Source organism: Rhizobium hidalgonense, from assembly GCF_002914525.1.
Classification (GTDB): domain Bacteria; phylum Pseudomonadota; class Alphaproteobacteria; order Rhizobiales; family Rhizobiaceae; genus Rhizobium; species Rhizobium hidalgonense.
The window spans coordinates 251,702-275,660 of sequence record NZ_LODW01000093.1 but is presented as its reverse complement, the minus strand read 5'-3'; the positions used below and the strand labels follow the sequence as shown (position 1 = coordinate 275,660).

Here is a 23,959-nt window from a genome sequence, read left to right as displayed (position 1 = left end):
CCAAGCTTAATGCAGGATCTGGCTGAGGAAAAGCTTGGTGCGTTCGTGCTGCGGATTGTCGAAGAATTCGGCCGGCGAATTCTGCTCGACGATCTGGCCTTGGTCCATGAAGATAACGCGGTTGGCGACTTGGCGGGCAAAGCCCATTTCATGGGTTACGCAGAGCATGGTCATGCCTTCCTCGGCAAGACCCACCATGGTGTCGAGCACTTCCTTGATCATTTCGGGATCGAGCGCCGAGGTCGGCTCGTCGAACAACATGATCTTCGGGTTCATGCACAGCGACCGGGCGATCGCCACGCGCTGTTGCTGGCCGCCGGAGAGCTGGCCCGGATATTTGTTAGCTTGCTCCGGGATCTTGACCCGCTTCAGGAAGTGCATGGCCACTTCTTCGGCCTGCTTCTTCGGCATCTTGCGCACCCAGATCGGCGCCAGCGTGCAGTTCTCGAGGATCGTCAGGTGCGGGAAGAGGTTGAAGTGCTGAAACACCATGCCGACTTCGCGCCTCACCTCGTCGATCTTTTTCAGATCGTTGGTCAGTTCGGTGCCGTCGACGATAATGCGGCCCTTTTGATGCTCTTCCAGGCGGTTGATGCAGCGGATCATCGTCGATTTGCCCGAGCCCGACGGGCCGGCGATAACGATGCGCTCGCCGCGCATGACCTTCAGGTTGATATCGCGCAGCACGTGGAAATCGCCGTACCACTTGTTCATGTTGACGATATCAACTGCAACTTCCGTTGCGGAAACGGTGAGCTTTTTAACTGGAGCTTCAGCCATGACTATTTTCCCTCATTCTTATCGTTTGTGGCCGGTATCAAGATGGCGTTCCATGAAGCCTGAATAGCGCGACATGCCGAAGCAGAACAGCCAGAAGATGAAGCCGGCGAAGATCAGACCCGTGATCGGCGTGACGGCGCTTGCCCAGTTGGCGTCGGAGAAATTCAGCTTGACGATACCGAGCAGGTCGAACATGCCGATAATGGTGACCAGCGACGTGTCCTTGAACGTTCCGATGAAGGTGTTGACGATGCTCGGGATGACGAGCTTGATCGCCTGCGGCAAGATGATCAGCCGCGTCTTCTGCCAATAGCCGAGGCCAAGCGAATCGGCGCCTTCGAACTGTCCTTTCGGGATCGCCTGCAGGCCGCCGCGGATTACTTCAGCCATATAGGCCGAGGTGAAGATCGAAACACCGATCAGCGCCCGAAGCAATTTGTCCACGTTCCAGCCCGTGGGCAGGAAGAGCGGCAGCATGACGCTTGCCATGAACAGAACTGTGATCAGCGGAACGCCTCGAATGACCTCGATGAAGGTAACGCAGAGCATCCGGATGACCGGCATCTTCGAGCGGCGCCCGAGCGCAAGCAGAATTCCACAGGGTAAGGAGACGGCAATACCGACAAAGGACAGGACGAGTGTCACCATCAGGCCGCCCCAGAGTGGGGTGTCCACCACTTCGAGGCCTAAGCCGCCGTGAAGAAGCCAGAAGGCGATGACCGGCAGGACTCCGAACAGAAGAATGGCGTTCAAACCCTTGCGCGGCACCGACGGGATCAGCATCGGAACCAGCAGCAGAATGAACATGATCCCGACGATCGCCGGCCTCCAACGCTCATCGAGCGGATAGCGGCCGAAGATAAATTGATCGTACTTGGCGCTGACGAAGGCCCAGCATGCACCACTCCAGCCATCGGGCTGGATGCCGCCCTGGATCGTCGTCGCGCAGAATGTGCGGTCCGGCCCCGACCATACAGCCTGGATGAACAGCCAGTTGACGAGATGCGGCACTGCCCATGCGATCAGCGCAAGAGCCAGGATCGTCAGGATGATATCTTTCGGGGTTGCCAAGAGATTGCGGCGTATCCAGGCGGCGGCTCCACGCTCGCCACGGGGCGGCGGTTCGGCGGCAAGGATGGACGTTCTGACGAAGGGTTTATCGGCGACCGACATCTTATCTCTCCACCAGTGCCATCTTAGCATTGAACCAATTCATGAACAGCGACGTGAGAATGCTCAAGCTGAGATAGACGATACCCCAGATGCACACGATCTCGATCGCTTGACCGCTCTGATTGAGGATTGTGCCGCCGACGGCAACGAGATCCGAGAAACCGATCGCGATGGCGAGTGAGGAGTTCTTGGTCAGGTTCAGGTATTGGCTCGTCAGCGGCGGAATGATGATGCGCAGTGCCTGCGGCACCACGACGAGTCTCGTCACACCAGACGGATGCAGCCCCAGCGCACCGGCTGCCTCGGATTGCCCCTTCGGAACGCCGCGAATGCCGCCACGAACGATCTCGGCGATGAACGAGGCGGTATAGAAGGACAGGGCGAGAAACAGCGATATAAATTCGGGGCCGACGACGGAGCCGCCCGTCAGGTTGAACTTTCCGGCGATCGGAACGTCGAAAGTGAGTGGAAAGCCGGAAACAACGAAGACCAGCAGCGGCAAGCCGACGATCAGCCCGATCGATGCCCATACCGTGTGGAACGGCTGGCCGGTTGCGGCCTGGCGCTTGTGGGCCCAGCGCGCCATGACGATGGTGGCGACGATCGCAACTAGCAGGGCGATGCCGACTGCTATCATGCCTGTCTCGAAGATCGGCTTCGGGAAGGCCAGTCCTCTGTTGTTGAGGAACATGCTGAACGGCAGCGCCAGCGATTCGCGAGGCTGCGGCAGGACGGAGAGAACCCCGAGATACCAAAAGAAGATGACGAGCAGCGGCGGTATGTTGCGGAAGATTTCGACATAGACCGTGCAGAGCTTGGCAATCAGCCAGTTGTGCGACAGCCGGCCTATCCCGATCAGGAAGCCGATGATGGTCGCCGTGACGATACCGCTCACCGCCACCAGCAAGGTATTCAGAATGCCAACGAGAAGGGCGCGTGCATACGTCGAGTCGCTTGAATAGCCGATCAGCGACTGGCCGATTTCGAAACCGGCGCGACCGCTCAGAAAGCCGAAACCCGATGCCGTATTGCTGCGGGCAAGGTTCACGGCCGTGTTGTGGGCCACCCACCACACAAACGCCACGAGAACGACGATCGTTAGAACCTGGAAAAATATGCTCCGGTATTTCGGGTCGTACATTGCCGACCGGAAACTCCAGCCGGTGTCATGCAAAGGTGTTCTATCCACAGCCCCATGCGTCATGCCGCGCCAATCCCCTTGTGCCCGTTTTCGGGCTTTCTTTTTGCTTTTGACGATGGGAGGGCGGCTTGGCCGCCTTCCCGGATTTCATGCCGAAGTTCTATTAACGAACCGGCGGTGCGTACTGGATGCCGCCCTTGTTCCAGAGAGCATTCAGGCCGCGTGCGATCTTGAGCGGGCTTCCCTGGCCGATATTGCGCTCGAAGATTTCACCATAATTGCCGACGCCCTTGATGACGTTGGCGGCCCAATCATTGGTCAGGCCCAGATCGGTACCGATCTTGGTGTCGGCCTCGCTGCCGAGGAAGCGCTTGATATCGGGGTTCGGCGAGTTCTTCATCTCGTCGACATTTGCCTGGGTGATGCCGAACTCTTCGGCATTGATCAGCGCATAAGCCGTCCAGGAAACGATATCGAACCACTGATCATCACCCTGACGGACGGCCGGCCCAAGCGGCTCCTTGGAAATGATCTCAGGAAGGATGACGTGTTCGTCCGGATTTTTCAGCGTCAGACGCAACGAATAAAGACCGGATTGGTCGGTCGTGTAAACGTCGCAACGACCGGCGTCATAAGCCGCGTTGACCTCAGGAAGATTTTCGAAGACGACCGGATTGTACTGCAGATTGTTCGTCTTGAAATAATCGGCGAGGTTCAGTTCCGTGGTCGTGCCCGACTGCACGCAGATTGCGGCGCCGGAGAGTTCGAGAGCCGACTTCACGTTCAGGCTCTTGCGCACCATGAAGCCCTGGCCGTCATAATAGGTGACGGGACGGAAGTTGAAGCCGAGTGCGGTGTCGCGATTAATCGTCCAGGTCGTGTTGCGCGAGAGGACATCGATTTCACCGGACTGCAGAGCGGTAAAGCGTTCCTTCGCATTTGTCGGCGTGTACTTGACCTTGGTGGGGTCGCCGAACACGGCCGAAGCGACGGCCTTGCAGAAGTCGACGTCGAAGCCGGCCCAATTGCCGGAAGCGTCAGGTGCGGCAAAGCCGGTAAGGCCGGTGTTGACGCCGCACTGAACGAAACCCTTCGCCTTGACGTCTCCGAGAGTGGTGGCCGAGGCGGCCGAAGCGCCAAGTGCCAAAACTGCTGCGCCGAGAGCGGCGGACAGAAGCGTGTTCTTCATTTTTTTCCCAACCTTTTCCGTTGTCTTATCTTTTCTTGTGGGAGGCCCGGCGGAAAAACCTGCCGCTCCCATGTGTCTCGACACCCTCCCGGCGCGAGTGAGTCTATCACAGTCGCAAATGTCACTATGGTCAAGTGTCGCCATCAATAATTGCGGCAAAATTCAGAATTTTGGTCGATTGCGCCGCATTCGAAGGCGGCTGACTATGAAATAGGCGTCCGATTGCGGAAAAATAACGCGAAAATCCAAATTTTGTCGTCCGAGAGTGTCGCCTGCAATCCATCGTCAAGGGGTTGACCGGAAACGACGCGGCGTCCAAAAGTCTGGTTTTGCGACCCCTCGCCAAAGGCTATTCCCGACATGAAAGACAAAGACAGCGTGCTGCAGAACGCCGGGATCAATACCCGGCTGACCCATATCGGCAACGACCCTTTCGACTATCATGGCTTCGTCAATCCGCCGGTCGTGCATGCCTCGACGGTGCTGTTTCCGAATGCGCGCACGATGGAGACGCGCTCGCAGAAATACACCTATGGAACGCGCGGCACTCCAACGACCGATGCGCTCTGCGAGGCGATCGATGCACTCGAAGGCTCGGCCGGCACGATCCTGGTGCCCTCGGGTCTTGCGGCCGTCACCATTCCGTTCCTGGGTTTCGTCGCCGCCGGCGACCATGCGCTGGTCGTTGATTCGGTCTATGGCCCGACCCGCCATTTCTGCGATACGATGCTGAAGCGCCTCGGCGTCGAGGTGGAATATTACGACCCGGCGATCGGCGCCGGCATCGAGACATTGTTCCGCCCGAACACCAAGCTCGTCCACACCGAGGCTCCCGGCTCCAACACCTTCGAGATGCAGGATATCCCGGCGATCTCGGCAGTGGCGCATCGCCATGGCGCCGTCGTCATGATGGACAATACCTGGGCGACGCCGCTCTATTTCAAGCCGCTCGATCACGGCGTCGACATTTCCATCCACGCGGCGACGAAATACCCGTCTGGCCATTCCGATATCCTGCTCGGAACGGTATCGGCCAACGCCGAGCACTGGGATCGGCTGAAGGAGGCGAATGGCGTGCTCGGCATCTGCGGCGCACCCGATGACGCCTATCAGATCCTGCGCGGTTTGCGCACCATGGGCCTGCGCCTCGAGCGGCATTATGAAAGCGCGCTCGCAATCGCAGAATGGCTGGAGAGCAGGGAGGACGTCGCCCGCGTGCTGCATCCGGCCCTGCCGAGTTTCCCTTCTCACCATCTCTGGAAGCGCGATTTCAAGGGCGCCAGCGGCATCTTTTCCTTCGTGCTCGCCGCCGATGGCCCGGAAAAATCCAGGGCAAAGGCGCATGCCTTCCTCGATGCGCTCAGGATTTTCGGCCTCGGCTATTCCTGGGGCGGCTTTGAAAGCCTCGCCCTGCACGCCTACCTCAATGATCGCAAGGTCGCCAAGGCTCCGACCGATGGTGCGGTGATCCGCCTGCAGATCGGCATCGAGGATGTGGTTGACTTGAAAGCCGATATCGAACGGGGTTTTGCCGCCGCAAGCGCCGTCTGACATGCTATGCTTTATGGCAGACGCAGAGCCCGGTAGCCGTAGATCCAGTCGAGGTCCGTCGCCAGGCTTTGCGGCGGCTTGAGGCCGAGCACGAGATCGCGGCCGATGCGGATCGGTCCTTTCGCATGATAGGCAAACCGGTTGAAGGCGCCGCGCTGGCGAAGTTTTGCGATGCGTGGGGCTCGATGGCTTTCAAAGAGCTTAAGGGCTTCCGCCGCCGGGCGATCGGAAAGAAACGCAGCAAGTTCGTAGCCGTCTTCGATCGCCATGGCCGCTCCCTGTGCGGCAAAGGGCATCATCGCATGCGCGGCATCGCCGATCAGAACCGTCTTGCGGCCGTCCTGCCATGTGCCTGATGTCGTTTCGAACAGCGGCCAGAAGCTCAGCTTCTGGTGTCTTTCGAGCAGCGAGACGATCGTGGAATTCCAGCCGGAAAGACGCGCGAACAACTGCGCGCGCTGCTCGGCCGTCGCCTCGCTTTGCCAGGCCTGCGGCGCGATATTGCCGGCGGTGATCGCCACCATGTTGAAGCTGGCGATCTCCCTCAAAGGGTAGCAGACAAGATGCGCCGACCCGCCGAGGAAAGCGCAAACGCTTGCCCGGTCGAGGAAATCAGGCGCTTCGGTTTCGGCAATGGTGAAGCGGTAGGCGATATTGCCGGAAAACCGCGGCGAGGGGCTGCGCGGAACGAATTGCCGCAGCTTCGACCAGACGCCGTCGGCGCCGATGACGACATCGGCGTCCCGTCCGATAGCCGGCAGGTTCGATTCCATCCGGATGCCAAGGTGAAGCCGGCAGAGCGGATCGGCCTCGACCGCAGCCAACAGGGCTTTCTGCAATGTGCTGCGATGCAGGACGCCATAGGGAGCGCCCCAGCGCTGCCGCGCGAATGTGCCTGCAGGCACGGCCGTCAGCTGGCGAAGCGAACTGCCCGAGATCAGCCGGATCGTCTCCGGCTCGAGCCAGACCTTTGACAGCCCTTCAAGGATACCGAGTTCGGCAAGGATGCGCGAGGCGTTGGGCGAAACCTGCAAGCCTGCGCCGATGTCGGTGAGTTCGCCCGCCTGCTCGAAGATGTCGGAGCTGATGCCGCGGCGCGAAAGCGAAAGCGCTGCGGTCAGTCCGGATATTCCGGCGCCGATGATGGCGGCATGTTCGACCGGCATTGTCCGTCCGATCCGAAATCTGGACGGGTTAGGCCGCCTTCACATGGAAAACGCAGCCGGCCGGGTTGGTCTGGCTGGGCTTGAGCGCGGAATTGAAGCGATAGAGCGTCGAGCAGTAGGAGCAGACCTTCTCGTTGTCGTCGCCCATGTCGATGAAGATATGCGGATGGTCGAACGGGGCCGAAGCGCCGGTGCACATGAATTCCTTGACGCCGACTTCGATAACCCGGTGACCGCCGTCGTTCTGGAAGTGGGGAATGTTGTGGCCGGCCATGTCGCTCTCCGAATGCTTGAAATCTGCGCGGACCTTATAAGCGTTCGCCGCAAATGTGTAGAGCCAAAGCGCCGCGGTGCGCACTGTTTTTAGGCACAGTTTTAGCCACAGTTTTTGGCTTCACGACGAATGGCGGCTCGATTATGGTCGCGCCAAAAGGAAGACCCGATGAACCTGAACACGCCCGCATTTTCAAGCTTCACCCATGACGGATTGCAGCTCGCCTTCTTCGACGAGGGCGATCCGGCCGGCGTGCCCGTCCTGCTGATCCACGGTTTTGCCTCGACTGCAAACGTCAACTGGGTGCATCCGGGCTGGCTGAAGGCGCTGGGGGATGCCGGCTATAGGGTGATCGCCATCGACAATCGCGGCCACGGCGCCAGCGATAAGCCGCACGACGCCGAAGCCTATCGTCCCTGGGTGATGGCCGGCGATGCGATCGCTCTTCTGGACCACCTCGGCATCCCGGAAGCCAATCTGATGGGCTATTCGATGGGCGCGCGCATTTCGGTCTTTGCCGCCCTTGCCAATCCGCATCGCGTCCGCTCGCTGGTGCTCGGCGGCCTCGGTATCGGCATGACCGACGGTGTCGGCGACTGGGATCCGATCGCCGATGCGCTGCTTGCTCCCTCGCTGGAGGACGTCACGCATGACCGCGGCCGCATGTTCCGCGCCTTTGCCGAGCAGACGAAAAGCGACCGCGTCGCCCTTGCCCAATGTATCCGCGGCTCGCGCGATCTCGTGCCCCGCGCGGATATGGGAAAGCTCGACATGCCGGCGCTGATCGGCGTCGGCACCAAGGATGACATCGCCGGCTCGCCGCAGGAGCTGGCGGCGCTGATGCCCGATGCCCAAGCGCTCGATATTCCAGGCCGCGATCATATGCTCGCCGTCGGCGACAGGGTTTTCAAGCAGGCCGTGCTGGCCTTCTACGCGAAAGTCGCCGGCAGGTGACATCATCGTGATGCCGAAAACCCATGCTAAAAAACCATGGCGACGGCACCCATTTATGTTATTGGCGTTTTCCACTATATATTGGCATTCCGCAAACGGCATTCCTGTTGGCAACGAGGAGAGCGGCGATGGTCGCCAAGACTGATATTCGTGCTTTTGAGACAGGCCATCCGCTGAAGGTGATGGATCCCATTTGGGACAGCCTGCGCGAGGAAGCCCGGCTCGCCGCCGAACGGGACCCGGTTCTCGCCGCCTTCCTCTACTCGACGGTGATCAACTACCATTCGCTCGAGGAATGCGTCATTCACCGCATCTGCGAACGTCTCGATCACCCTGATATGCAGGCGAACCTGCTTCGCCAGACCTTCGAGGAAATGCTGCTCGATTGGCCGGAATGGAGCTCCATTCTGCGCGTCGATATCCAGGCCATCTACGATCGCGATCCCGCCTGCCTGCGTTTCATGGAAGCCGTGCTCTATTTCAAGGGCTTCCATGCGCTGCAGACGCACCGTCTCGCCCATTGGCTGCTGAACCGCGGACGGCGAGATTTCGCGCTTTATCTGCAGAGCCGCTCCTCCAGCGTCTTCCAGACCGATATCAATCCGGCCGCCCGTATCGGCAAAGGCATCTTCCTCGATCACGCCACCGGCCTCGTCGTCGGCGAGACGGCGGTGATCGGCGATAATGTCTCGATCCTGCACAACGTCACGCTCGGCGGCACCGGTAAAGAGGGCGCCGACCGCCATCCGAAGATCGGCAGCGGTGTCATGATCGGCGCCGGCGCAAAAATCCTCGGCAATATCGAGATCGGCTTCTGCTCCCGCATCGCCGCCGGCTCCGTCGTCTTGAAGGCGGTGCCGCCGAAAAAGACGGTCGCCGGCGTGCCGGCCAAGGTCGTCGGCGAAGCCGGTTGTTCCGAGCCGTCGCGCAACATGGACCAGGTGATCGGCGCCGATATCTGATCGGCTGCCGGAAAAAGGATCGGGAACAGTCGGCGGACCTCAGGCGGGGACGGAAATTGCCAAGTGGCAACCTTGCCTTTACACCGCTGCTTTTCCTGTGCAAGAAGCGGCCAATCAAGACCGTTTACGGAGATGACAGAGTGAAGCCAGAAGAAATCAAGAAGCTCGACGCCTATTTCAAACGCATGCTCAACCCGCAGATCGTCGTCAAGGCGCGTCCGCGCAAGAATGACTCTGCGGAAGTCTATATCGGCGAAGAATTTCTGGGCGTCGTCTATATCGATGACGAGGACGGCGACCGCTCCTACAACTTTTCGATGGCGATCCTCGACGTCGATCTCTGACGCGTTCGAAGCTTTCAAAGGGACCGAACGGCGCGATCCGTTCGGTCTTTTTTCGTTTTCTGGGCCTGGGATCAAAATTTTTTTGAAGCTTCCGGTTGTGCTGATCTGATATATATTAGCAAAATCAGTTAAAGACGTACGTGCCCCGGCGCGCATCCTTTGTTATATTGTTGTCATGCAACTTCAAGGTGTTTTGCGGCGCACAAGACTACTTGACTATTTGTGCGTTGCGGTTACCCTGCCGCCATCCCACAGCCCAACGGAGGACGGTCATGTTCAACTTCGACGATGCAAACAGGAAGAGCAAGGAAGCCGTCGACACGGCGCTGAGAACCTATTCCGATACGACCAGGGGCTTCCAGGCGATCGCCGCCGAAGCCGCTGACTATTCGAAGAAATCCTTTCAGGACGCAGTGACGCATTTCGAAACGCTGGCCGGCGTCAAGAGCTTCGAGGCCGCTTTCGAACTTCAGACCAATTACGTCAAGTCCTATTTCGAAGGCCTCGTCTCCGAGACGACGAAACTCAGCGAGATGTATGCCGATCTCGCCAAATCCGCTTACAAGCCTTACGAAGCGCCGATCGCCACTGCCGTCGCCAAGACCACCAGGCAGGCGCCGCCGGCCACCCCCGCCGCTGCATGAATTGATTGCGACGGCGCAACCTGCGCTACATATTGAAATTTAAAGACCGGCTACGCATCTGTGGCCGGTCTTTTTTGTTTCCACTTCGCTGCTGCACCTGCGTGGGATCGGTCGGGGACTTTTTTGGTCTTTCCCGTGCATGCCGGCCATTTCTTGATTGCAGTGACTGACAGGGGGCTTAAAATCGGCCTATTATGAACTAAGTTAGTGTTTCAGATATTCGGCGGGAAAAAGCACCCTCCCATGCTCCGCCGGATTGCTTGAGGAATGAATGACAATGATCGCAAAGCCGATCCGGATGCAGAACGACAGCGATAGGAACGGGGAGAACGGAAATCGAACCTCGGTCATCACACGCACCAAGCCGAAGACCAAGAAGCCCAATCTCTACCGCGTGCTGCTTTTGAATGACGACTACACGCCGATGGAATTCGTCATCCATATTCTGGAGCGTTTTTTTCAAAAGGATCGTGAAAGTGCCACCCGCATCATGCTCCATGTCCATAACCACGGCGTCGGCGAATGCGGAATATTCACATACGAGGTGGCGGAAACGAAGGTCAGCCAGGTGATGGATTTCGCCCGGCAGCACCAGCATCCGCTGCAATGCGTCATGGAAAAGAAGTGAGGATCTGAACGTGCCAACATTTTCGCCTAGTTTAGAGAAGGCGCTCCATCAGGCACTGACCTTTGCCAACGAGCGGCATCACGAATATGCGACGCTCGAGCATCTGCTGCTCGCCCTGATCGACGATGCCGATGCGGCCGCGGTCATGGGCGCCTGCAATGTCGATCTCGACGCGCTGCGCAAGACGCTCGTCGAGTATGTCGATAACGAACTCTCCAATCTGATCACCGGCTATGACGAGGATTCGAAGCCGACCTCCGGCTTCCAGCGTGTCATCCAGCGCGCCGTCATCCACGTGCAATCGTCCGGCCGCGAGGAAGTGACCGGCGCCAACGTGCTCGTCGCGATCTTCGCCGAGCGCGAAAGCCATGCCGCCTATTTCCTGCAAGAGCAGGAGATGACCCGCTACGACGCCGTCAACTATATCTCCCATGGCATCGGCAAGCGCCCGGGTGCTTCGGAAGCTCGCCCCCCGCGCGGCGCCGAGGAGGAAGCCGAGAGCAGCAAGCCGACGGCGCGCGGCGGCGAGGAAGAGGGCGGCCCCAAGAAGCAGCAGGATGCGCTCAAGGCCTATTGCGTCAATCTCAATGAGAAGGCGAAGGGCGGCAAGATCGACCCGCTGATCGGCCGTCACGCCGAGGTGAGCCGCACCATCCAGATCCTGTGCCGCCGTTCGAAGAACAACCCGCTCTACGTCGGTGATCCCGGTGTCGGCAAGACGGCGATCGCCGAAGGTCTGGCCAAGCGCATCGTCGAAGGCAAGGTTCCCGAAGCGCTCGCCGATGCGACGATCTTCTCGCTCGACATGGGGACGCTGCTCGCCGGCACACGCTACCGCGGTGATTTCGAGGAGCGCCTGAAGCAGGTCGTCAAGGAACTGGAAGAATATCCGGGCGCCGTGCTGTTCATCGACGAAATCCATACGGTGATCGGCGCTGGCGCCACTTCCGGCGGCGCGATGGATGCATCGAACCTCTTGAAGCCGGCCCTGTCGTCGGGCGCGATCCGTTGCATCGGTTCGACCACCTACAAGGAATACCGCCAGTTCTTCGAAAAGGACCGGGCGCTGGTCCGTCGTTTCCAGAAGATCGACGTCAGCGAGCCGTCGATCAATGATGCGATCGAGATCATGAAGGGCCTGAAGCCTTATTTCGAAGAGTATCACCATCTGCGGTATTCGAACGATGCCATCAAGTCGGCCGTCGAACTCTCGGCCCGCTACATCTCCGACCGTAAGCTGCCGGATAAGGCGATCGACGTGATCGACGAGACCGGTGCCGCCCAGATGCTGCTGCCGCCGTCGAAGCGCCGCAAGCTGATCACCGAAAAGGAGATCGAGGCGACGGTCGCCACGATGGCGCGCATTCCGCCGAAGACCGTCTCCAAGGATGACGAAGCGGTGCTTGCCAATCTCGAGCAGGAACTGCGTTCGGTCGTCTACGGCCAGGATATCGCCATCGAAGCCCTGTCGACCTCGATCAAGCTGGCGCGCGCCGGCTTGCGCGAGCCGAACAAGCCGATCGGCGCCTATGTCTTCTCCGGTCCGACCGGCGTCGGCAAGACCGAGGTGGCAAAGCAGCTGGCATCGTCACTCGGCGTCGAACTGCTGCGCTTCGACATGTCGGAATATATGGAGCGGCACACGGTGTCGCGCCTGCTCGGTGCACCTCCCGGCTATGTCGGTTTCGACCAGGGCGGTCTTCTCACCGATGGCGTCGACCAGCACCCGCATTGCGTGGTCCTGCTCGACGAAATCGAGAAGGCGCATCCCGACATCTATAATATCCTGCTGCAGGTCATGGACCATGGCACGCTGACCGATCATAACGGCAAGAAGATCGACTTCCGCAACGTCATCCTGATCATGACGACGAATGCGGGCGCATCCGAAATGGCCAAAGCGGCGATCGGCTTCGGCTCGTCCAAGCGCACCGGCGAAGACGAGGAGGCACTGACCCGCCTGTTCACGCCGGAGTTCCGCAACCGTCTCGACGCGATCATTCCTTTCGCGGCGCTGCCGACGGCTGTCATTCACAAGGTCGTGCAGAAGTTCATCATGCAGCTGGAGGCCCAGCTTTCCGAAAGGAACGTCACCTTCGACCTGCATGAGGATGCGATCGCCTGGCTGTCGGAAAAGGGTTACGACGAAAAGATGGGCGCTCGCCCGCTTGCCCGGGTCATCCAGGACACGATCAAGAAGCCGCTGGCCAACGAAATCCTCTTCGGCAAGCTGAAGAAGGGCGGCGTCGTCAACGTCACCGTCGGCCCCAAGGAAGACGGCAAGCCCGGCATCGTGCTGGAGGCCATTCCGGATACGGCGCCGATCAAGCCGAAGCCGGAAGCCGAGGTCGTCCATCCCGAAGCCGATGAAGATGGCGATGGCGAGCTGAAGACCAAGGCAGCGCCCAAGACCCGCGCCAAGACAGTCCCCCAGGCCGAGCCTGAAGTCCGCGACGCCCCGAAGAAGGGCAGCACGGTTCCGAAGGTTCCGCGCAAGAAGTGAACTTTCGTCACAGAATGAAAAAGGCCGCGTCACTCGCGGCCTTTTTGGTTTTCGCGTCCTTGTTAGACGGTAATGACCTTACGCCAGTGCCGCCCTGATCTTTTCGGCATGGGCGGCAAGCACGGCGCCATCCTCCATCTTGCCGGAATGCGGCTTGAGTGCTGTGCCCTCGTGGCGCGGGATGACGTGGAAATGCAGATGAAAGACCGTTTGCCCGGCCGCCGGTTCGTTGAACTGGGCGATGAACACGCCGTCAGCATCGAAGACGTCCTTGACCGCATTGGCGACCTTTTGAACGACGGTAATCGCATGGGTGAGGGTGGCTGGATCGGCATCGAGGATGTTGCGGGAAGGCGCCTTTGGAAGGACCAGCACATGGCCCGGCGCCTGCGGCATCACATCCATGAAGGCGACCGTATGCTGGTCCTCATAGATGCGGTGTGAAGGAATTTCGCCGCGCAGGATCTTGGCGAAGATGTTGTTGTCGTCATAGGCGCTGGTCATCGCAAAATCTCCTCATTTCCTGTTGATCGGGTAACGCGCCCGGCAGGGCGGCGTCAATCCTCCTGCTGGCGCTCGCCCTTGCGGAACGGGCTGTGCTCGGAGAGCACCTCGCTCATCTGTTCGACATCGGCGCGCTCGCGGGCGAGATAATCGCCGATCGCCCGGCGAAGGCCGGCATGGGCGACATAATGGGCCGAATGCGTCGTCACCGGCAGGTAGCCGCGGGCGAGCTTGTGTTCGCCCTGGGCACCGGCCTCGACCCGTTTTAGCCCTTTCGAAAGCGCGAAATCGATCGCCTGGTGATAGCAGACCTCGAAATGCAGGAAGGGATGATCCTCGACGCAACCCCAGTGACGGCCGTAGAGCGTATCTCCGCCGATGAAGTTGATCGCGCCGGCGATATAGCGCCCGTCGCGCTTGGCCATGACCAACAGGATGTCGTCGGCCATGCGCTCGCCGATCAACGAATAGAATTTGCGGGTGAGATAGGGCCGGCCCCATTTGCGCCCGCCGGTATCCATATAGAATTTGAAAAACTGGTCCCAGATGCGTTCCGTCAGGTCACGGCCGGTCAGCCAGTCGATGCCGATGCCGTTTTCGAGGGCGGCGCGGCGTTCCTTGCGCAGAGCCTTGCGTTTGCGCGAGGCAAGCGTTTCGAGAAACTCCTCGTGATTGGCGTAGCCGTCATTGATAAAATGGAACTGCTGGTCGGTGCGGTGCAGATAATCATCCATCTCGAAGACGCCGATCTCCTCATCAGGCACGAAGGTGACATGCGCCGAGGAGATGCCGAGCCGGCGCACCACCTCCTTGAGGCTTTCGGCCATCGCGCTCTGGATCGGCAGCCGCTGCAGTCCCTCGGCAACAAGAAGACGCGGGCCCGTCGCCGGCGTGAACGGAATGGAGCATTGAAGCTTGGGATAATAACGCCCGCCGGCCCGCTCGAAAGCGTCGGCCCAGCCATGGTCGAAGACATATTCGCCCTGGCTGTGGTTCTTGAGATAGCCGGGCAGGGCACCGATCAGTTCGCCGCGATCGGTCTCGAGCAGCAGGTGGTGGCCGAGCCAGCCGGTCTCGGCGCTAGCCGAGCCCGATTCCTCCAGTGATGATAAAAATGCGTGCGAAACGAAGGGATTGTAGGCAAGCGTGTTGCCACTCTGCGACGCCCCGGAAAGCCTGGACCAGCTCTCCGGGGAAATCGCGGTGAAGGAGCGTTCTATGCGAATGGATAGTTCGTCAGTCATGCGGCAGATGCGAAGCCTGTGGGAGGATGGTCTCGGCTCTGTTTCAGTCTGCGCATCATATTGGCCAAAAAGCGAGCGTCAAACCGCACGCGGATCGAAACCTTCGAAGGTCATCTGGTCTGCGTTGGCGAAGGTCCGTCGGCGCGCCTCTTCGTCGCGCACCGTCCAGGTGATGACGGGGATGCCCTTTTTGCGTTCGCCGGTGATGAAGGCGTTCGGCAGCTCGTCATAATAATAGGAGATGAAATCGAGACCGATATCCATCGCATCCGAATGCGCCGCAAACTCTTCTGGCGTGTTGCCGTTGGCGGTCAGTCCGAGTGGGTAGGGGGCCTCAAGTGCCTTCAGATCGCGCAGCAGCCAATGGTCGAAGCTCATCAGCGCCACTTTGCCCTCATAGCCCTCGAGCACCTCGAGAACGGCTTCGGCAAAACCCTCGTCGTCGGCCTCACGGCCCTTGAGCTCCAGCACTAGAGGCACCTTGCCCTGAACGAGATCGAGAAGTTGGCGCAGTGTCGGCACCTTGTCGCTCGTGCCGCCGATGGCGATCAGTCCGAGCTCACGGGAGGTGCGCTCGCGGATGTCGCCGGTGAGATTGCAGAGCCGCTGCAGGTCCTCGTCGTGAAAGACGACCGGCACGCCGTCGGAGGCGTAATGTAGGTCGCATTCGATCGCAAAGCCGGCTTCGACGGCACGCGAAAAGGCCGAGAGCGTGTTTTCCCAGACGCGTTTATTGAGGTCGTGATAGCCGCGATGGGCGACCGGCACGTCCCGGATCCAGGCCGCATTGGTCATTCGGCGATTTCCATGATAGCATCGATTTCGACGGCGGCGTTCAGCGGCAGGGCTGCCATGCCGACGGCGGCACGCGCATGTTTGCCGGCCTCGCCGAGCACGCCGGCAATCAGGTTCGAAGCGCCATTGATGACGAGATGCTGCTCGACGAAGTCGGGCGCCGAGGCGACGAAGCCGTTCAGCTTGATGACGCGCCGGATGCGGCCGAGATCGCCGCCAAGTGCCGCCTTCGCCTGGGCAAGGATGTTGATGGCGCAGAGTTCGGCGCCGCGCTGGCCGCTCGCAACGTCGACGGTCTTGCCGAGATGTCCGGAGACGGCGATCTTGCCGCTGTCGAGCGGCAACTGCCCGGAGATGTAGAGAAGATTGCCGCTGATGACATAGGGAACGTAATTTGCAGCGGGGGCTGCGGCTTCGGGCAGGGTTATCCCCATCTCAGTCAGGCGCTTTGCAATTTCATCGGACATTTTCGTCTCCGCTTTTGTTGTCAATTCTTCAAAAATTATGCATCAAGACTAGAATCTTTAATATGACAGGTTCGAGCCTCGATTTGGCCGAAAGCGTTCTTATAACATCGCGACCGAGTCCAACAGGAGTTAATGAATGTTCCGATCAGGTCTTGTCGCTCTGCTTCTCGCCAGCGTTTCCGCCAATGCATGGGCGGCCGCGCCTGCGGTAAGCGCTGCGATCGCGACCGGCCTCGTCGCACATCGCGCCGTCTACGATCTGGAACTGAAGGACGCCTCGGACCGCTCCGGCATTGCCGGCATGTATGGACGCATGGTCTATGAGTTCGACGGCAACTATTGCCAGGGCTTCACTACCAACTTCCGTTTCGTGACGCAGATCGACACTGGCGACAGCGTCCGCGTCAGCGACCAGCAGACGAAGACCTTCGAGAACCTCAAGGACGGCAAGTTCACATTCGACACAAAATCCTTCACCGACGAACAGCTCGACAAGGAGGTTAACGGTGCGGCTCAGGATCAGCCGGATGGCGTCAAGGTCGATCTCAAGCAGCCGTCGAGCCGCGAACTGCAGCTTGCCGAAAGCCGTTTTCCTACCGAACATATGCTTGACGTGATCCAGAACGCCAAGGATGGCAAGCGCTTCTTCGAAGCCCGCGTCTTCGACGGCTCCGATGACGGCGACAAATCGCTGGTAACGACGACGATCGTCGGCAAGCAGCAGACGCCGGTGGCCGAGGAGGCAGATGCCGGCAATGCCGGCGCTTTCTCCAAGACGGCCTTCTGGCCGGTGACGATCGCCTATTTCAACGAGAATGCAAAATCGGATGCCTTGCCGGTCTACCGCATGTCGTTCAAACTCTATGAGAACGGCATCACCCGCGACCTGACGATGGATTACGGCGATTTCGTCCTGACCGGCAAGCTCGCCAAGTTGGAGCTGCTCGATCGCAACGCCGAGGTTTGCAAGTAGGCACGGAATCGCGCCTGTCTTCAAACTCTCTCATCAGATTCACCGTGGTCGGCGATCGCCGCCGTCTCGTATGTCCTCGTGTAGACAATTGCAGCGCAAGCCCTTGGGAGCTGCCACCGGCAATGCCGACGGTTCCATATCGCTTGACGCCGATCGAGGCCGATGCGTCCGTTTCGACACCGTCTCGTCCAGTGCCGGGCGAATGAGCGGGGATTTTTCGGCATAAGCCTTGCTTTTGCGCCAAATCGAATGTATGGGCACCACCATTCCACACGTAAGGCATGGGATTGTCCGGGAGAAATCCGGATCGTTCCGCCCGGTGGCATCCTCGAAGAGGATGCTGTTCGCCTTGCGGAGGTTCAACCGGAAAAGGATACAAAGGCATGGCATTGCCCGATTTCTCTATGCGCCAGCTTCTCGAAGCAGGCGTCCACTTCGGCCACCAGACGCACCGCTGGAACCCGAAGATGAAGCCGTACATCTTCGGCGACCGTAACAACATCCACATCATCGACCTGGCCCAGACCGTTCCGATGCTGTCGCGCGCCCTGCAGGTCGTCAGCGACACCGTTGCCCGCGGCGGCCGCGTTCTGTTCGTCGGCACCAAGCGCCAGGCGTCGGAGATTATCGCCGACAGCGCCAAGCGTTCGGCCCAGTACTACGTCAACTCGCGCTGGCTCGGCGGCATGATGACGAACTGGAAGACGATCTCCAACTCGATCCAGCGCCTGCGCAAGCTCGACGAGATCCTCAACGGCGAAGCCCAGGGCTTCACCAAGAAGGAACGCCTGAACCTCGAGCGCGAGCGTGAAAAGCTCGACAAGGCTCTCGGCGGTATCCGTGACATGGGCGGCACCCCGGACCTGATGTTCATCATCGACACCAACAAGGAAAAGATCGCGATCGACGAAGCCAAGCGCCTCGGCATCCCGGTCGTCGCCATCATCGATTCGAACTGCGATCCGGACCTGATCGACTATCCGATCCCGGGCAACGACGACGCATCGCGCGCCATCGCTCTCTACTGCGAGCTGATCTCCCGCGCCGCCATCGATGGCATCGCGCGTCAGCAGAGCTCTTCCGGCCGCGATCTCGGCGCGTCCTCCGAAGTTCCGGTCGAACCGGCTCTCGAGGAAGCAGCCGAAGGCTGATGAAAGCCGGCGGATCGAAAGTTCCGCCAAAGCTTGCATGACTGGGAAAGGCCGCTCGCGACTCATCGAAGTTCGGCGGCCTTGCCTGTTTCAGGGCGAGGGCATCAGGCTCCCCGCCGATTAAGTTTCGTTATGACGCGTCTTCATCACGCTGTCATACATACAGGTACATTTCGTGCCTCAATCCGGTGCCGCGCCGCGCTTTGCGGCCCACCGTTTGAACCGACAAGAGGAAGCTAATGAGCGAGATTACGGCTGCAATGGTGAAGGAACTGCGCGAAAAGACCGGCGCAGGCATGATGGACTGCAAGAAGGCTCTTGCTGAAACCGGCGGCGACATGGAAGCGGCAATCGACTGGCTGCGCGCCAAGGGCATCGCCAAGGCCGACAAGAAGTCGGGCCGCACCGCTGCCGAAGGCCTCATCGGCGTTTCGAGCCAGGGCACCAAGGCCGTTGTCGTCGAAGTCAACTCCGAAACCGACTTCGTCGCCCGTAACGATGCCTTCCAGGATCTCGTCCGCGGTATCGCCAAGGTTGCTGTCTCCACAAACGGCAGCGTCGACGCCGTGGCGGCTGCGACCTACCCGGCCTCCGGCAAGTCGGTTTCCGACACGATCAAGGACGCGATCGCAACGATCGGCGAGAACATGAACCTGCGCCGTTCGGTCGCTCTCTCCGTCGAGGACGGCGTCGTCGCCACCTATATCCACAATGCTGTTTCCGACGGCCTCGGCAAGCTCGGCGTTCTCGTCGCGCTGAAGTCGACCGGCGACAAGGAAGCTCTGAACGCAATCGGCCGCCAGGTCGCCATGCATATCGCTGCGACCGCACCGCTGGCGATCCGCCCTGAGGAAGTCGATGCCGCCGTCGCCGAGCGCGAGCGCAACGTCTTCATCGAGCAGTCGCGCGCTTCCGGCAAGCCTGACAACATCATCGAGAAGATGGTCGACGGCCGCATGCGCAAGTTCTTCGAGGAAGTTGCCCTTCTCTCGCAGGCTTTCGTCATCAATCCGGACCTGACTGTCGCAGCCGCCGTCAAGGAAGCTGAAAAGGCCGTCGGCGCGCCGATCGAAGTCGCCGGCATGGCCCGCCTTCTGCTCGGCGAAGGCGTCGAGAAGGAAGAGACCGATTTCGCAGCCGAAGTTGCGGCTGCCGTCAAGGGTTGATCTTCCAGCCATAATTGGGAAAACAAGAGGGGCATCGCGTGACAACGCGGTGCCCTTCGTGTATCGGGCATTCACGGCAATTTACGAGGAGCCAAGATGTCTTTAGAGCCTGTCTATAAACGCGTTCTACTCAAGGCTTCCGGCGAAGCGCTCATGGGTAGCCAGGGTTTCGGGATCGATGTTGCGGTGGCGGACCGCATTGCATCCGATATCGCCGAGGCAAGGCATATGGGCGTGGAAGTCGGCGTCGTCGTCGGTGGCGGCAATATTTTTCGCGGTGTCGCGGTCGCGTCCAAGGGCGGTGACCGGGTCACCGGCGACCACATGGGCATGCTCGGCACCATTATCAATGCGCTGGCGCTGGCGACCTCGCTGCGTAAGCTGAACATCGATACGGTAGTGCTTTCGGCCATCTCGATGCCCGAGATCTGCGAGAGCTTTTCGCAGCGCGCGACCCTCTATCACCTGTCGATGGGGCGTGTGGTGATCTTTGCCGGCGGCACCGGCAACCCCTTCTTCACCACCGATTCGGCCGCAGCGCTGCGCGCCGCCGAAATGGGTGCGCAAGCGATCTTCAAGGGCACGCAGGTAGACGGTATCTACACCGCCGACCCGAAAAAATATCCCGATGCGACTCGTCTCGATCGCCTGACGCACCAGGAAGTGCTGGACAGAGGGCTTGCGGTAATGGACGTTGCCGCCGTGGCGCTCGCCCGGGAGAATTCCATTCCGATCATCGTCTTCTCGATCCACGAGAAAGGCGGTTTTGCTGAAATCCTGACGGGCGGCGGCCTCAAGACCATCGTCTCCGACAACTGATATAGACTGCGCCGCTTTATCGGGCGCAGCCATCGCGACGCGCTTTATACGGGAGCATCGACATGAGTGAAGGTATCGACATCAAGGAACTGAAGCGCCGCATGGACGGCGCAGTTTCCGCATTCAAAAGCGACATCGCATCGCTGCGCACCGGCCGTGCTTCGGCCAACATCCTCGATCCGGTCACGGTCGAGGCCTATGGTTCGCGTATGCCGTTGAACCAGGTCGCCAACATCACTGTGCCCGAGCCGCGTATGCTGGCAGTTTCCGTCTGGGACAAGTCGATGGTCAGCGCCGTCGAGCGCGGCATCCGCGAATCCAATCTCGGCCTCAACCCGATTGTCGATGGCCAGAACCTGCGTATTCCGCTGCCGGAGCTGAACGAGGAACGCCGCAAGTCGCTCGTCAAAGTGGCGCATGATTATGCCGAAAAGAGCAAGGTCGCGATTCGCCACGTTCGCCGCGACGGCATGGACGGCCTTAAGAAAGCCGAAAAGGATGGCGTAATCGGCCAGGACGAGGGCAGGGCGCAGTCGGAACGTGTACAGAAGATGACGGACGAGACGATTTCCGAAATCGACCGCTTGCTTGGCGAGAAGGAAAAGGAAATCATGCAGGTCTAGTGGATCTGTGCCTTTGCCTGGAAAGACCGGACGGGAAATGTCGGAATCTGTATTTGTGACTGTGCCAGAGCATGTTGCCATCATCATGGACGGCAATGGCCGTTGGGCCAAGCAGCGCGGCCTGCCGCGCACAATGGGCCATCGCAAGGGCGTCGAGGCGGTCCGCGAGACAGTGCGCGCCGCCGGCGCGGCCGGCATAAAATATCTGACCCTCTTTGCCTTCTCCTCGGAGAACTGGCGCCGGCCGGAGGCCGAGGTCTCCGATCTGCTTGGTCTGCTCAAGGCTTTTATCCGGCGTGACCTTGCCGAGCTTCATCGCCAGAATGTGCGGATCAAAGTGATCGGCGACCGCCACAGCCTGCGCAGCGACATCCTCGGCCTGCTGCTCGAGGCGGAGGAAACGACCAAGGACAACACGGCGCTGACGCTGGTCATCGCCTTCAACTACGGCTCGCGCGACGAGATCTCCCGGGCTGTGGCGAGCTTGGCGAGGGACGTCGAGGCCGGCCGCCTGAGGGCGCAGGATATCACGCCATCGCTGATCAACGCCCGTCTCGATACGGCCGGCATTCCCGATCCAGACCTCATCATCCGCACCAGCGGTGAGGAGCGGCTTTCAAACTTCCTCCTCTGGCAGGCTGCCTATTCGGAATTCATCTTCATTCCGGAATATTGGCCGGATTTCAGCCCCGAAATCTTCCGCCAGGCGCTCGAGAAATTCGCCTCCCGCGACCGGCGCTTCGGCGGCCTGTCGTCGCAGGCAGCCGCGGTCGGCACCTGATGCAGCAGGAATTGAAGCTCCGCATCGTTTCAGGACTTATTCTTGCGGTCATCGTTCTTGCCGCCACCTGGTATGGTGGTTTTGCCTTCCGCATCTTGGCGGCCGTGATCGGCCTGCTGATCTATTATGAATGGTCGACAATTACCGGCGTCGCGCGTGATTGGGTCGCCAATGCCGTCGGCTGGATCGGTCAGGCGGCGGTGGCCTTCCTCGTGCTTGTCGGCAATTTTGAATTCGCCGCCGGCATGCTGGTCGGCGTCACCGCCGTCGGCATAGCGCTGATCATCCTGCACGGCACCAGCCGCTGGTTGCCGGTGGGCCTGTTTTATGCCGGTGCCACCGGCTTGGCGCTTGCCGCGATCAGAAGCGATGACCGGCCCGGCCTCTATGCCATGCTCTTCGTCTTTGCCGTCGTCTGGGCAACCGACATCCTTGCTTATTTCGTCGGCAGGGCGCTTGGCGGACCGAAGCTTGCGCCTTCGATCTCGCCGGGAAAGACATGGTCGGGCGCAATCGGCGGTGCCGTTTCGGCGGTTGCAGCCGGCGTCGTTCTCGTCCACTTTCTCATTCCTGGCGCGGAAATCATCGCTGCCGTTGCGGCACTCGTTCTCTCGGTTTGCAGCCAGTCGGGAGACCTGTTCGAATCGTTCATCAAGCGGAAATTCGGCGTCAAGGATTCAAGCCGTCTCATTCCAGGTCACGGCGGCGTCATGGATCGTGTCGACGGACTGATTTTCGCCTGTTTTTCGGCGTTCTTGCTTGCTGGACTATTTTCCCTGATAAGGGGGACTGCGATGACGTCGCTCGGCGCGGCTCTGTTCGGCCTTTGATGACGCGGCAGCCTGACGGAAGGAACTGTTGGAAGTGATGACCGATATATACGCATTCCTGATGGGGAATATCGTCACCTTCATCCTCGTGCTCTCGCTGCTCGTCTTCGTGCACGAGATGGGCCACTACCTCGTCGGGCGCTGGAGCGGCATCCGCATCCTGGCCTTTTCCGTCGGTTTCGGTCCGGAAATATTCGGCTTCACCGACCGCCACGGAACGCGCTGGAAGATTTCGGTGATCCCGCTTGGCGGATACGTCCGGTTCTTCGGCGACGAGGATGCTTCCAGCAAGCCAGACACGGACAAGCTCAATGCCATGTCCGAAGAGGACAGGGCGCGTTCCTTTGCCGGCGCTAAGCTGTGGAAACGCGCCGCGACCGTCGCGGCCGGCCCGATCGCCAATTTCCTGCTGGCGATTGCCATCTTCACCCTGCTTTTCTCGATTTATGGCCGTTCGGTCGCCGATCCCGTCGTTTCCGAAGTCAAGCCGGATGGCGTAGCGGCTGCGGCCGGCATCCTTCCCGGCGATCTCTTGGTCGCCATCGACGGCGGCAAGGTCGAAACTTTCGACGACGTGCGCCGCTATGTCGCCATCCGCCCGAGCCAGCAGATCGTCGTCACCATCGAGCGCGGCGGCCAGAAGCTGGATCTGCCGATGGTGCCGCAACGCGTCGACATGACCGACCAGTTCGGCAACAAGATCGAGGTCGGCCAGATCGGCATCGTCACCAGCAAGGAAGTCGGCAATTTCCGCCTGCAGACCTACACGCCGTTCCAGGCGATGCGGGAGAGTGTGCTCGAGACCCGGGATATCGTCACCGGCACCTTCAAATATATCGGCAACATCTTCGCCGGAACGATGCGGGCCGACCAACTGGGTGGACCGATCCGCGTCGCGCAAGCCTCGGGCCAGATGGCGAAGCTTGGGATAGGGGCGGTGTTGCAGCTTGCTGCCGTGCTTTCAGTTTCGATAGGATTGCTTAACCTGATGCCGGTTCCGGTACTTGATGGCGGCCACCTGATGTTCTATGCGGTGGAAGCGCTGAGAGGGAAACCGCTGGGCGCCAAGGCTCAGGAAATCGCATTTCGCATTGGCTTGGCCATGATACTGACATTGATGGTTTTCACGACCTGGAACGACATTAGCCTGAGCTAAGGGTAAACGCGCAAGGCAGGGGAATTACTATTTATTTACGATGTTTCAAGGCTGTAGTGGCGAATGGGTCACGCTTCGAAATGAAGTAAACAGAAATTAACGACCTCCCTTGCTTGTATGTCAAAAGCGGGTAAAACGACA

General features: G+C 59.9%; 25 protein-coding genes. 15 read left to right on the top strand and 10 right to left on the bottom strand.

The window, feature by feature from the left end:
* Positions 1–6 precede the first annotated feature (6 nt).
* The 4 genes from ATY29_RS29185 to ATY29_RS29170 all read right to left on the bottom strand — a co-directional run bounded on the left by ATY29_RS29185 (position 7) and on the right by ATY29_RS29170 (position 4,283).
* Entirely contained in the window at positions 7–780 is a 774-nt protein-coding gene (locus tag ATY29_RS29185; RefSeq protein ID WP_003573412.1) for an amino acid ABC transporter ATP-binding protein, read from the bottom strand.
* An 18-nt stretch (positions 781–798) separates the two neighbouring features.
* A complete protein-coding gene (locus tag ATY29_RS29180; RefSeq protein ID WP_003573410.1) occupies positions 799–1,953 on the bottom strand; it encodes an amino acid ABC transporter permease in 1,155 nt (384 codons plus the stop codon).
* Between the two features lies 1 nt (position 1,954).
* The gene (locus ATY29_RS29175; RefSeq protein WP_003573408.1) at positions 1,955–3,157 is read right to left on the bottom strand and encodes an amino acid ABC transporter permease; all 1,203 of its coding nucleotides are present in this window, start codon (positions 3,155–3,157) and stop codon (positions 1,955–1,957) included.
* A gap of 100 nt (positions 3,158–3,257) precedes the next feature.
* Entirely contained in the window at positions 3,258–4,283 is a 1,026-nt protein-coding gene (locus ATY29_RS29170; RefSeq protein WP_003573407.1) for an amino acid ABC transporter substrate-binding protein, read from the bottom strand.
* A gap of 360 nt (positions 4,284–4,643) precedes the next feature.
* Here ATY29_RS29170 and ATY29_RS29165 point away from each other — a divergent pair, with 360 nt between their 5' ends.
* Positions 4,644–5,834 (top strand): cystathionine beta-lyase, encoded by a 1,191-nt coding sequence (locus ATY29_RS29165; protein ID WP_025416096.1) that lies wholly within the window; start codon positions 4,644–4,646, stop codon positions 5,832–5,834.
* An 11-nt stretch (positions 5,835–5,845) separates the two neighbouring features.
* On the opposite strand, the gene ATY29_RS29160 is transcribed toward ATY29_RS29165, so the two are convergent.
* Together ATY29_RS29160 and ATY29_RS29155 are read right to left on the bottom strand one after the other, a co-directional pair.
* Positions 5,846–7,000 (bottom strand): FAD-dependent monooxygenase, encoded by a 1,155-nt coding sequence (locus ATY29_RS29160; RefSeq protein ID WP_097533590.1) that lies wholly within the window; start codon positions 6,998–7,000, stop codon positions 5,846–5,848.
* A 28-nt stretch (positions 7,001–7,028) separates the two neighbouring features.
* Positions 7,029–7,274 (bottom strand): zinc-finger domain-containing protein, encoded by a 246-nt coding sequence (locus ATY29_RS29155; RefSeq protein ID WP_003539274.1) that lies wholly within the window; start codon positions 7,272–7,274, stop codon positions 7,029–7,031.
* Positions 7,275–7,442: 168 nt separating this feature from the next.
* On the opposite strand from ATY29_RS29155, the gene ATY29_RS29150 reads away from it, so the two are divergent.
* The 6 genes from ATY29_RS29150 (at position 7,443) to clpA (ending at position 13,309) form a co-directional block, all read left to right on the top strand.
* Positions 7,443–8,228, top strand: coding sequence for an alpha/beta fold hydrolase (locus tag ATY29_RS29150; RefSeq protein ID WP_003573402.1), 786 nt, complete (start codon positions 7,443–7,445; stop codon positions 8,226–8,228).
* Positions 8,229–8,356: 128 nt separating this feature from the next.
* Positions 8,357–9,190: a serine O-acetyltransferase gene (gene cysE, locus ATY29_RS29145; protein ID WP_003573400.1), complete on the top strand. Its 834-nt coding sequence runs from the start codon at positions 8,357–8,359 to the stop codon at positions 9,188–9,190.
* A 140-nt stretch (positions 9,191–9,330) separates the two neighbouring features.
* Entirely contained in the window at positions 9,331–9,534 is a 204-nt protein-coding gene (locus tag ATY29_RS29140) for a DUF3126 family protein (protein WP_025416099.1), read from the top strand.
* A gap of 272 nt (positions 9,535–9,806) precedes the next feature.
* Positions 9,807–10,178, top strand: coding sequence for a phasin family protein (locus ATY29_RS29135; protein ID WP_003573396.1), 372 nt, complete (start codon positions 9,807–9,809; stop codon positions 10,176–10,178).
* A gap of 277 nt (positions 10,179–10,455) precedes the next feature.
* Complete coding sequence (gene clpS, locus ATY29_RS29130) at positions 10,456–10,806, top strand: ATP-dependent Clp protease adapter ClpS (protein ID WP_003586692.1); 351 nt, start codon at positions 10,456–10,458, stop codon at positions 10,804–10,806.
* A 10-nt stretch (positions 10,807–10,816) separates the two neighbouring features.
* A complete protein-coding gene (gene clpA / locus ATY29_RS29125; RefSeq protein ID WP_003573392.1) occupies positions 10,817–13,309 on the top strand; it encodes an ATP-dependent Clp protease ATP-binding subunit ClpA in 2,493 nt (830 codons plus the stop codon).
* Positions 13,310–13,387: 78 nt separating this feature from the next.
* On the opposite strand, the gene ATY29_RS29120 is transcribed toward clpA, so the two are convergent.
* The 4 genes from ATY29_RS29120 to ATY29_RS29105 form a co-directional block, all read right to left on the bottom strand.
* The gene (locus ATY29_RS29120; protein ID WP_003573390.1) at positions 13,388–13,813 is read right to left on the bottom strand and encodes an HIT family protein; all 426 of its coding nucleotides are present in this window, start codon (positions 13,811–13,813) and stop codon (positions 13,388–13,390) included.
* A 53-nt stretch (positions 13,814–13,866) separates the two neighbouring features.
* On the bottom strand, positions 13,867–15,057 hold the full coding sequence (locus tag ATY29_RS29115; RefSeq protein WP_003573389.1) for a GNAT family N-acetyltransferase: 1,191 nt from the start codon (positions 15,055–15,057) through the stop codon (positions 13,867–13,869).
* A gap of 78 nt (positions 15,058–15,135) precedes the next feature.
* Positions 15,136–15,852, bottom strand: coding sequence for a glycerophosphodiester phosphodiesterase (locus ATY29_RS29110; RefSeq protein WP_003573387.1), 717 nt, complete (start codon positions 15,850–15,852; stop codon positions 15,136–15,138).
* Complete coding sequence (locus ATY29_RS29105) at positions 15,849–16,319, bottom strand: RidA family protein (RefSeq protein ID WP_003573385.1); 471 nt, start codon at positions 16,317–16,319, stop codon at positions 15,849–15,851. Before ATY29_RS29105 ends, ATY29_RS29110 begins: the two co-directional genes overlap by 4 nt.
* Positions 16,320–16,455: 136 nt before the next feature.
* On the opposite strand from ATY29_RS29105, the gene ATY29_RS29100 reads away from it, so the two are divergent.
* The 8 genes from ATY29_RS29100 (at position 16,456) to rseP (ending at position 23,818) form a co-directional block, all read left to right on the top strand.
* The gene (locus ATY29_RS29100; protein ID WP_003573384.1) at positions 16,456–17,292 is read left to right on the top strand and encodes a cell envelope integrity EipB family protein; all 837 of its coding nucleotides are present in this window, start codon (positions 16,456–16,458) and stop codon (positions 17,290–17,292) included.
* Between the two features lie 383 nt (positions 17,293–17,675).
* The gene (gene rpsB / locus ATY29_RS29095) at positions 17,676–18,443 is read left to right on the top strand and encodes a 30S ribosomal protein S2 (RefSeq protein ID WP_003573382.1); all 768 of its coding nucleotides are present in this window, start codon (positions 17,676–17,678) and stop codon (positions 18,441–18,443) included.
* 239 nt (positions 18,444–18,682) lie between these two features.
* Entirely contained in the window at positions 18,683–19,609 is a 927-nt protein-coding gene (tsf, locus tag ATY29_RS29090) for a translation elongation factor Ts (protein ID WP_003573380.1), read from the top strand.
* Between the two features lie 96 nt (positions 19,610–19,705).
* A complete protein-coding gene (gene pyrH, locus ATY29_RS29085; RefSeq protein ID WP_003573378.1) occupies positions 19,706–20,428 on the top strand; it encodes a UMP kinase in 723 nt (240 codons plus the stop codon).
* Between the two features lie 62 nt (positions 20,429–20,490).
* A complete protein-coding gene (gene frr / locus ATY29_RS29080) occupies positions 20,491–21,051 on the top strand; it encodes a ribosome recycling factor (RefSeq protein WP_003573377.1) in 561 nt (186 codons plus the stop codon).
* Positions 21,052–21,088: 37 nt separating this feature from the next.
* Positions 21,089–21,832, top strand: a complete 744-nt coding sequence (locus tag ATY29_RS29075; RefSeq protein WP_003573375.1) for an isoprenyl transferase — start codon at positions 21,089–21,091, stop codon at positions 21,830–21,832.
* Positions 21,832–22,662 (top strand): phosphatidate cytidylyltransferase, encoded by an 831-nt coding sequence (locus ATY29_RS29070; RefSeq protein WP_097533588.1) that lies wholly within the window; start codon positions 21,832–21,834, stop codon positions 22,660–22,662. The genes ATY29_RS29075 and ATY29_RS29070 overlap by 1 nt, the downstream gene beginning before the upstream one ends.
* A gap of 37 nt (positions 22,663–22,699) precedes the next feature.
* Positions 22,700–23,818 carry an RIP metalloprotease RseP gene (gene rseP, locus ATY29_RS29065; protein ID WP_375164596.1) on the top strand — a complete coding sequence of 373 codons (1,119 nt, stop codon included), beginning with the start codon at positions 22,700–22,702 and terminating at the stop codon, positions 23,816–23,818.
* Positions 23,819–23,959: the final 141 nt, after the last annotated feature.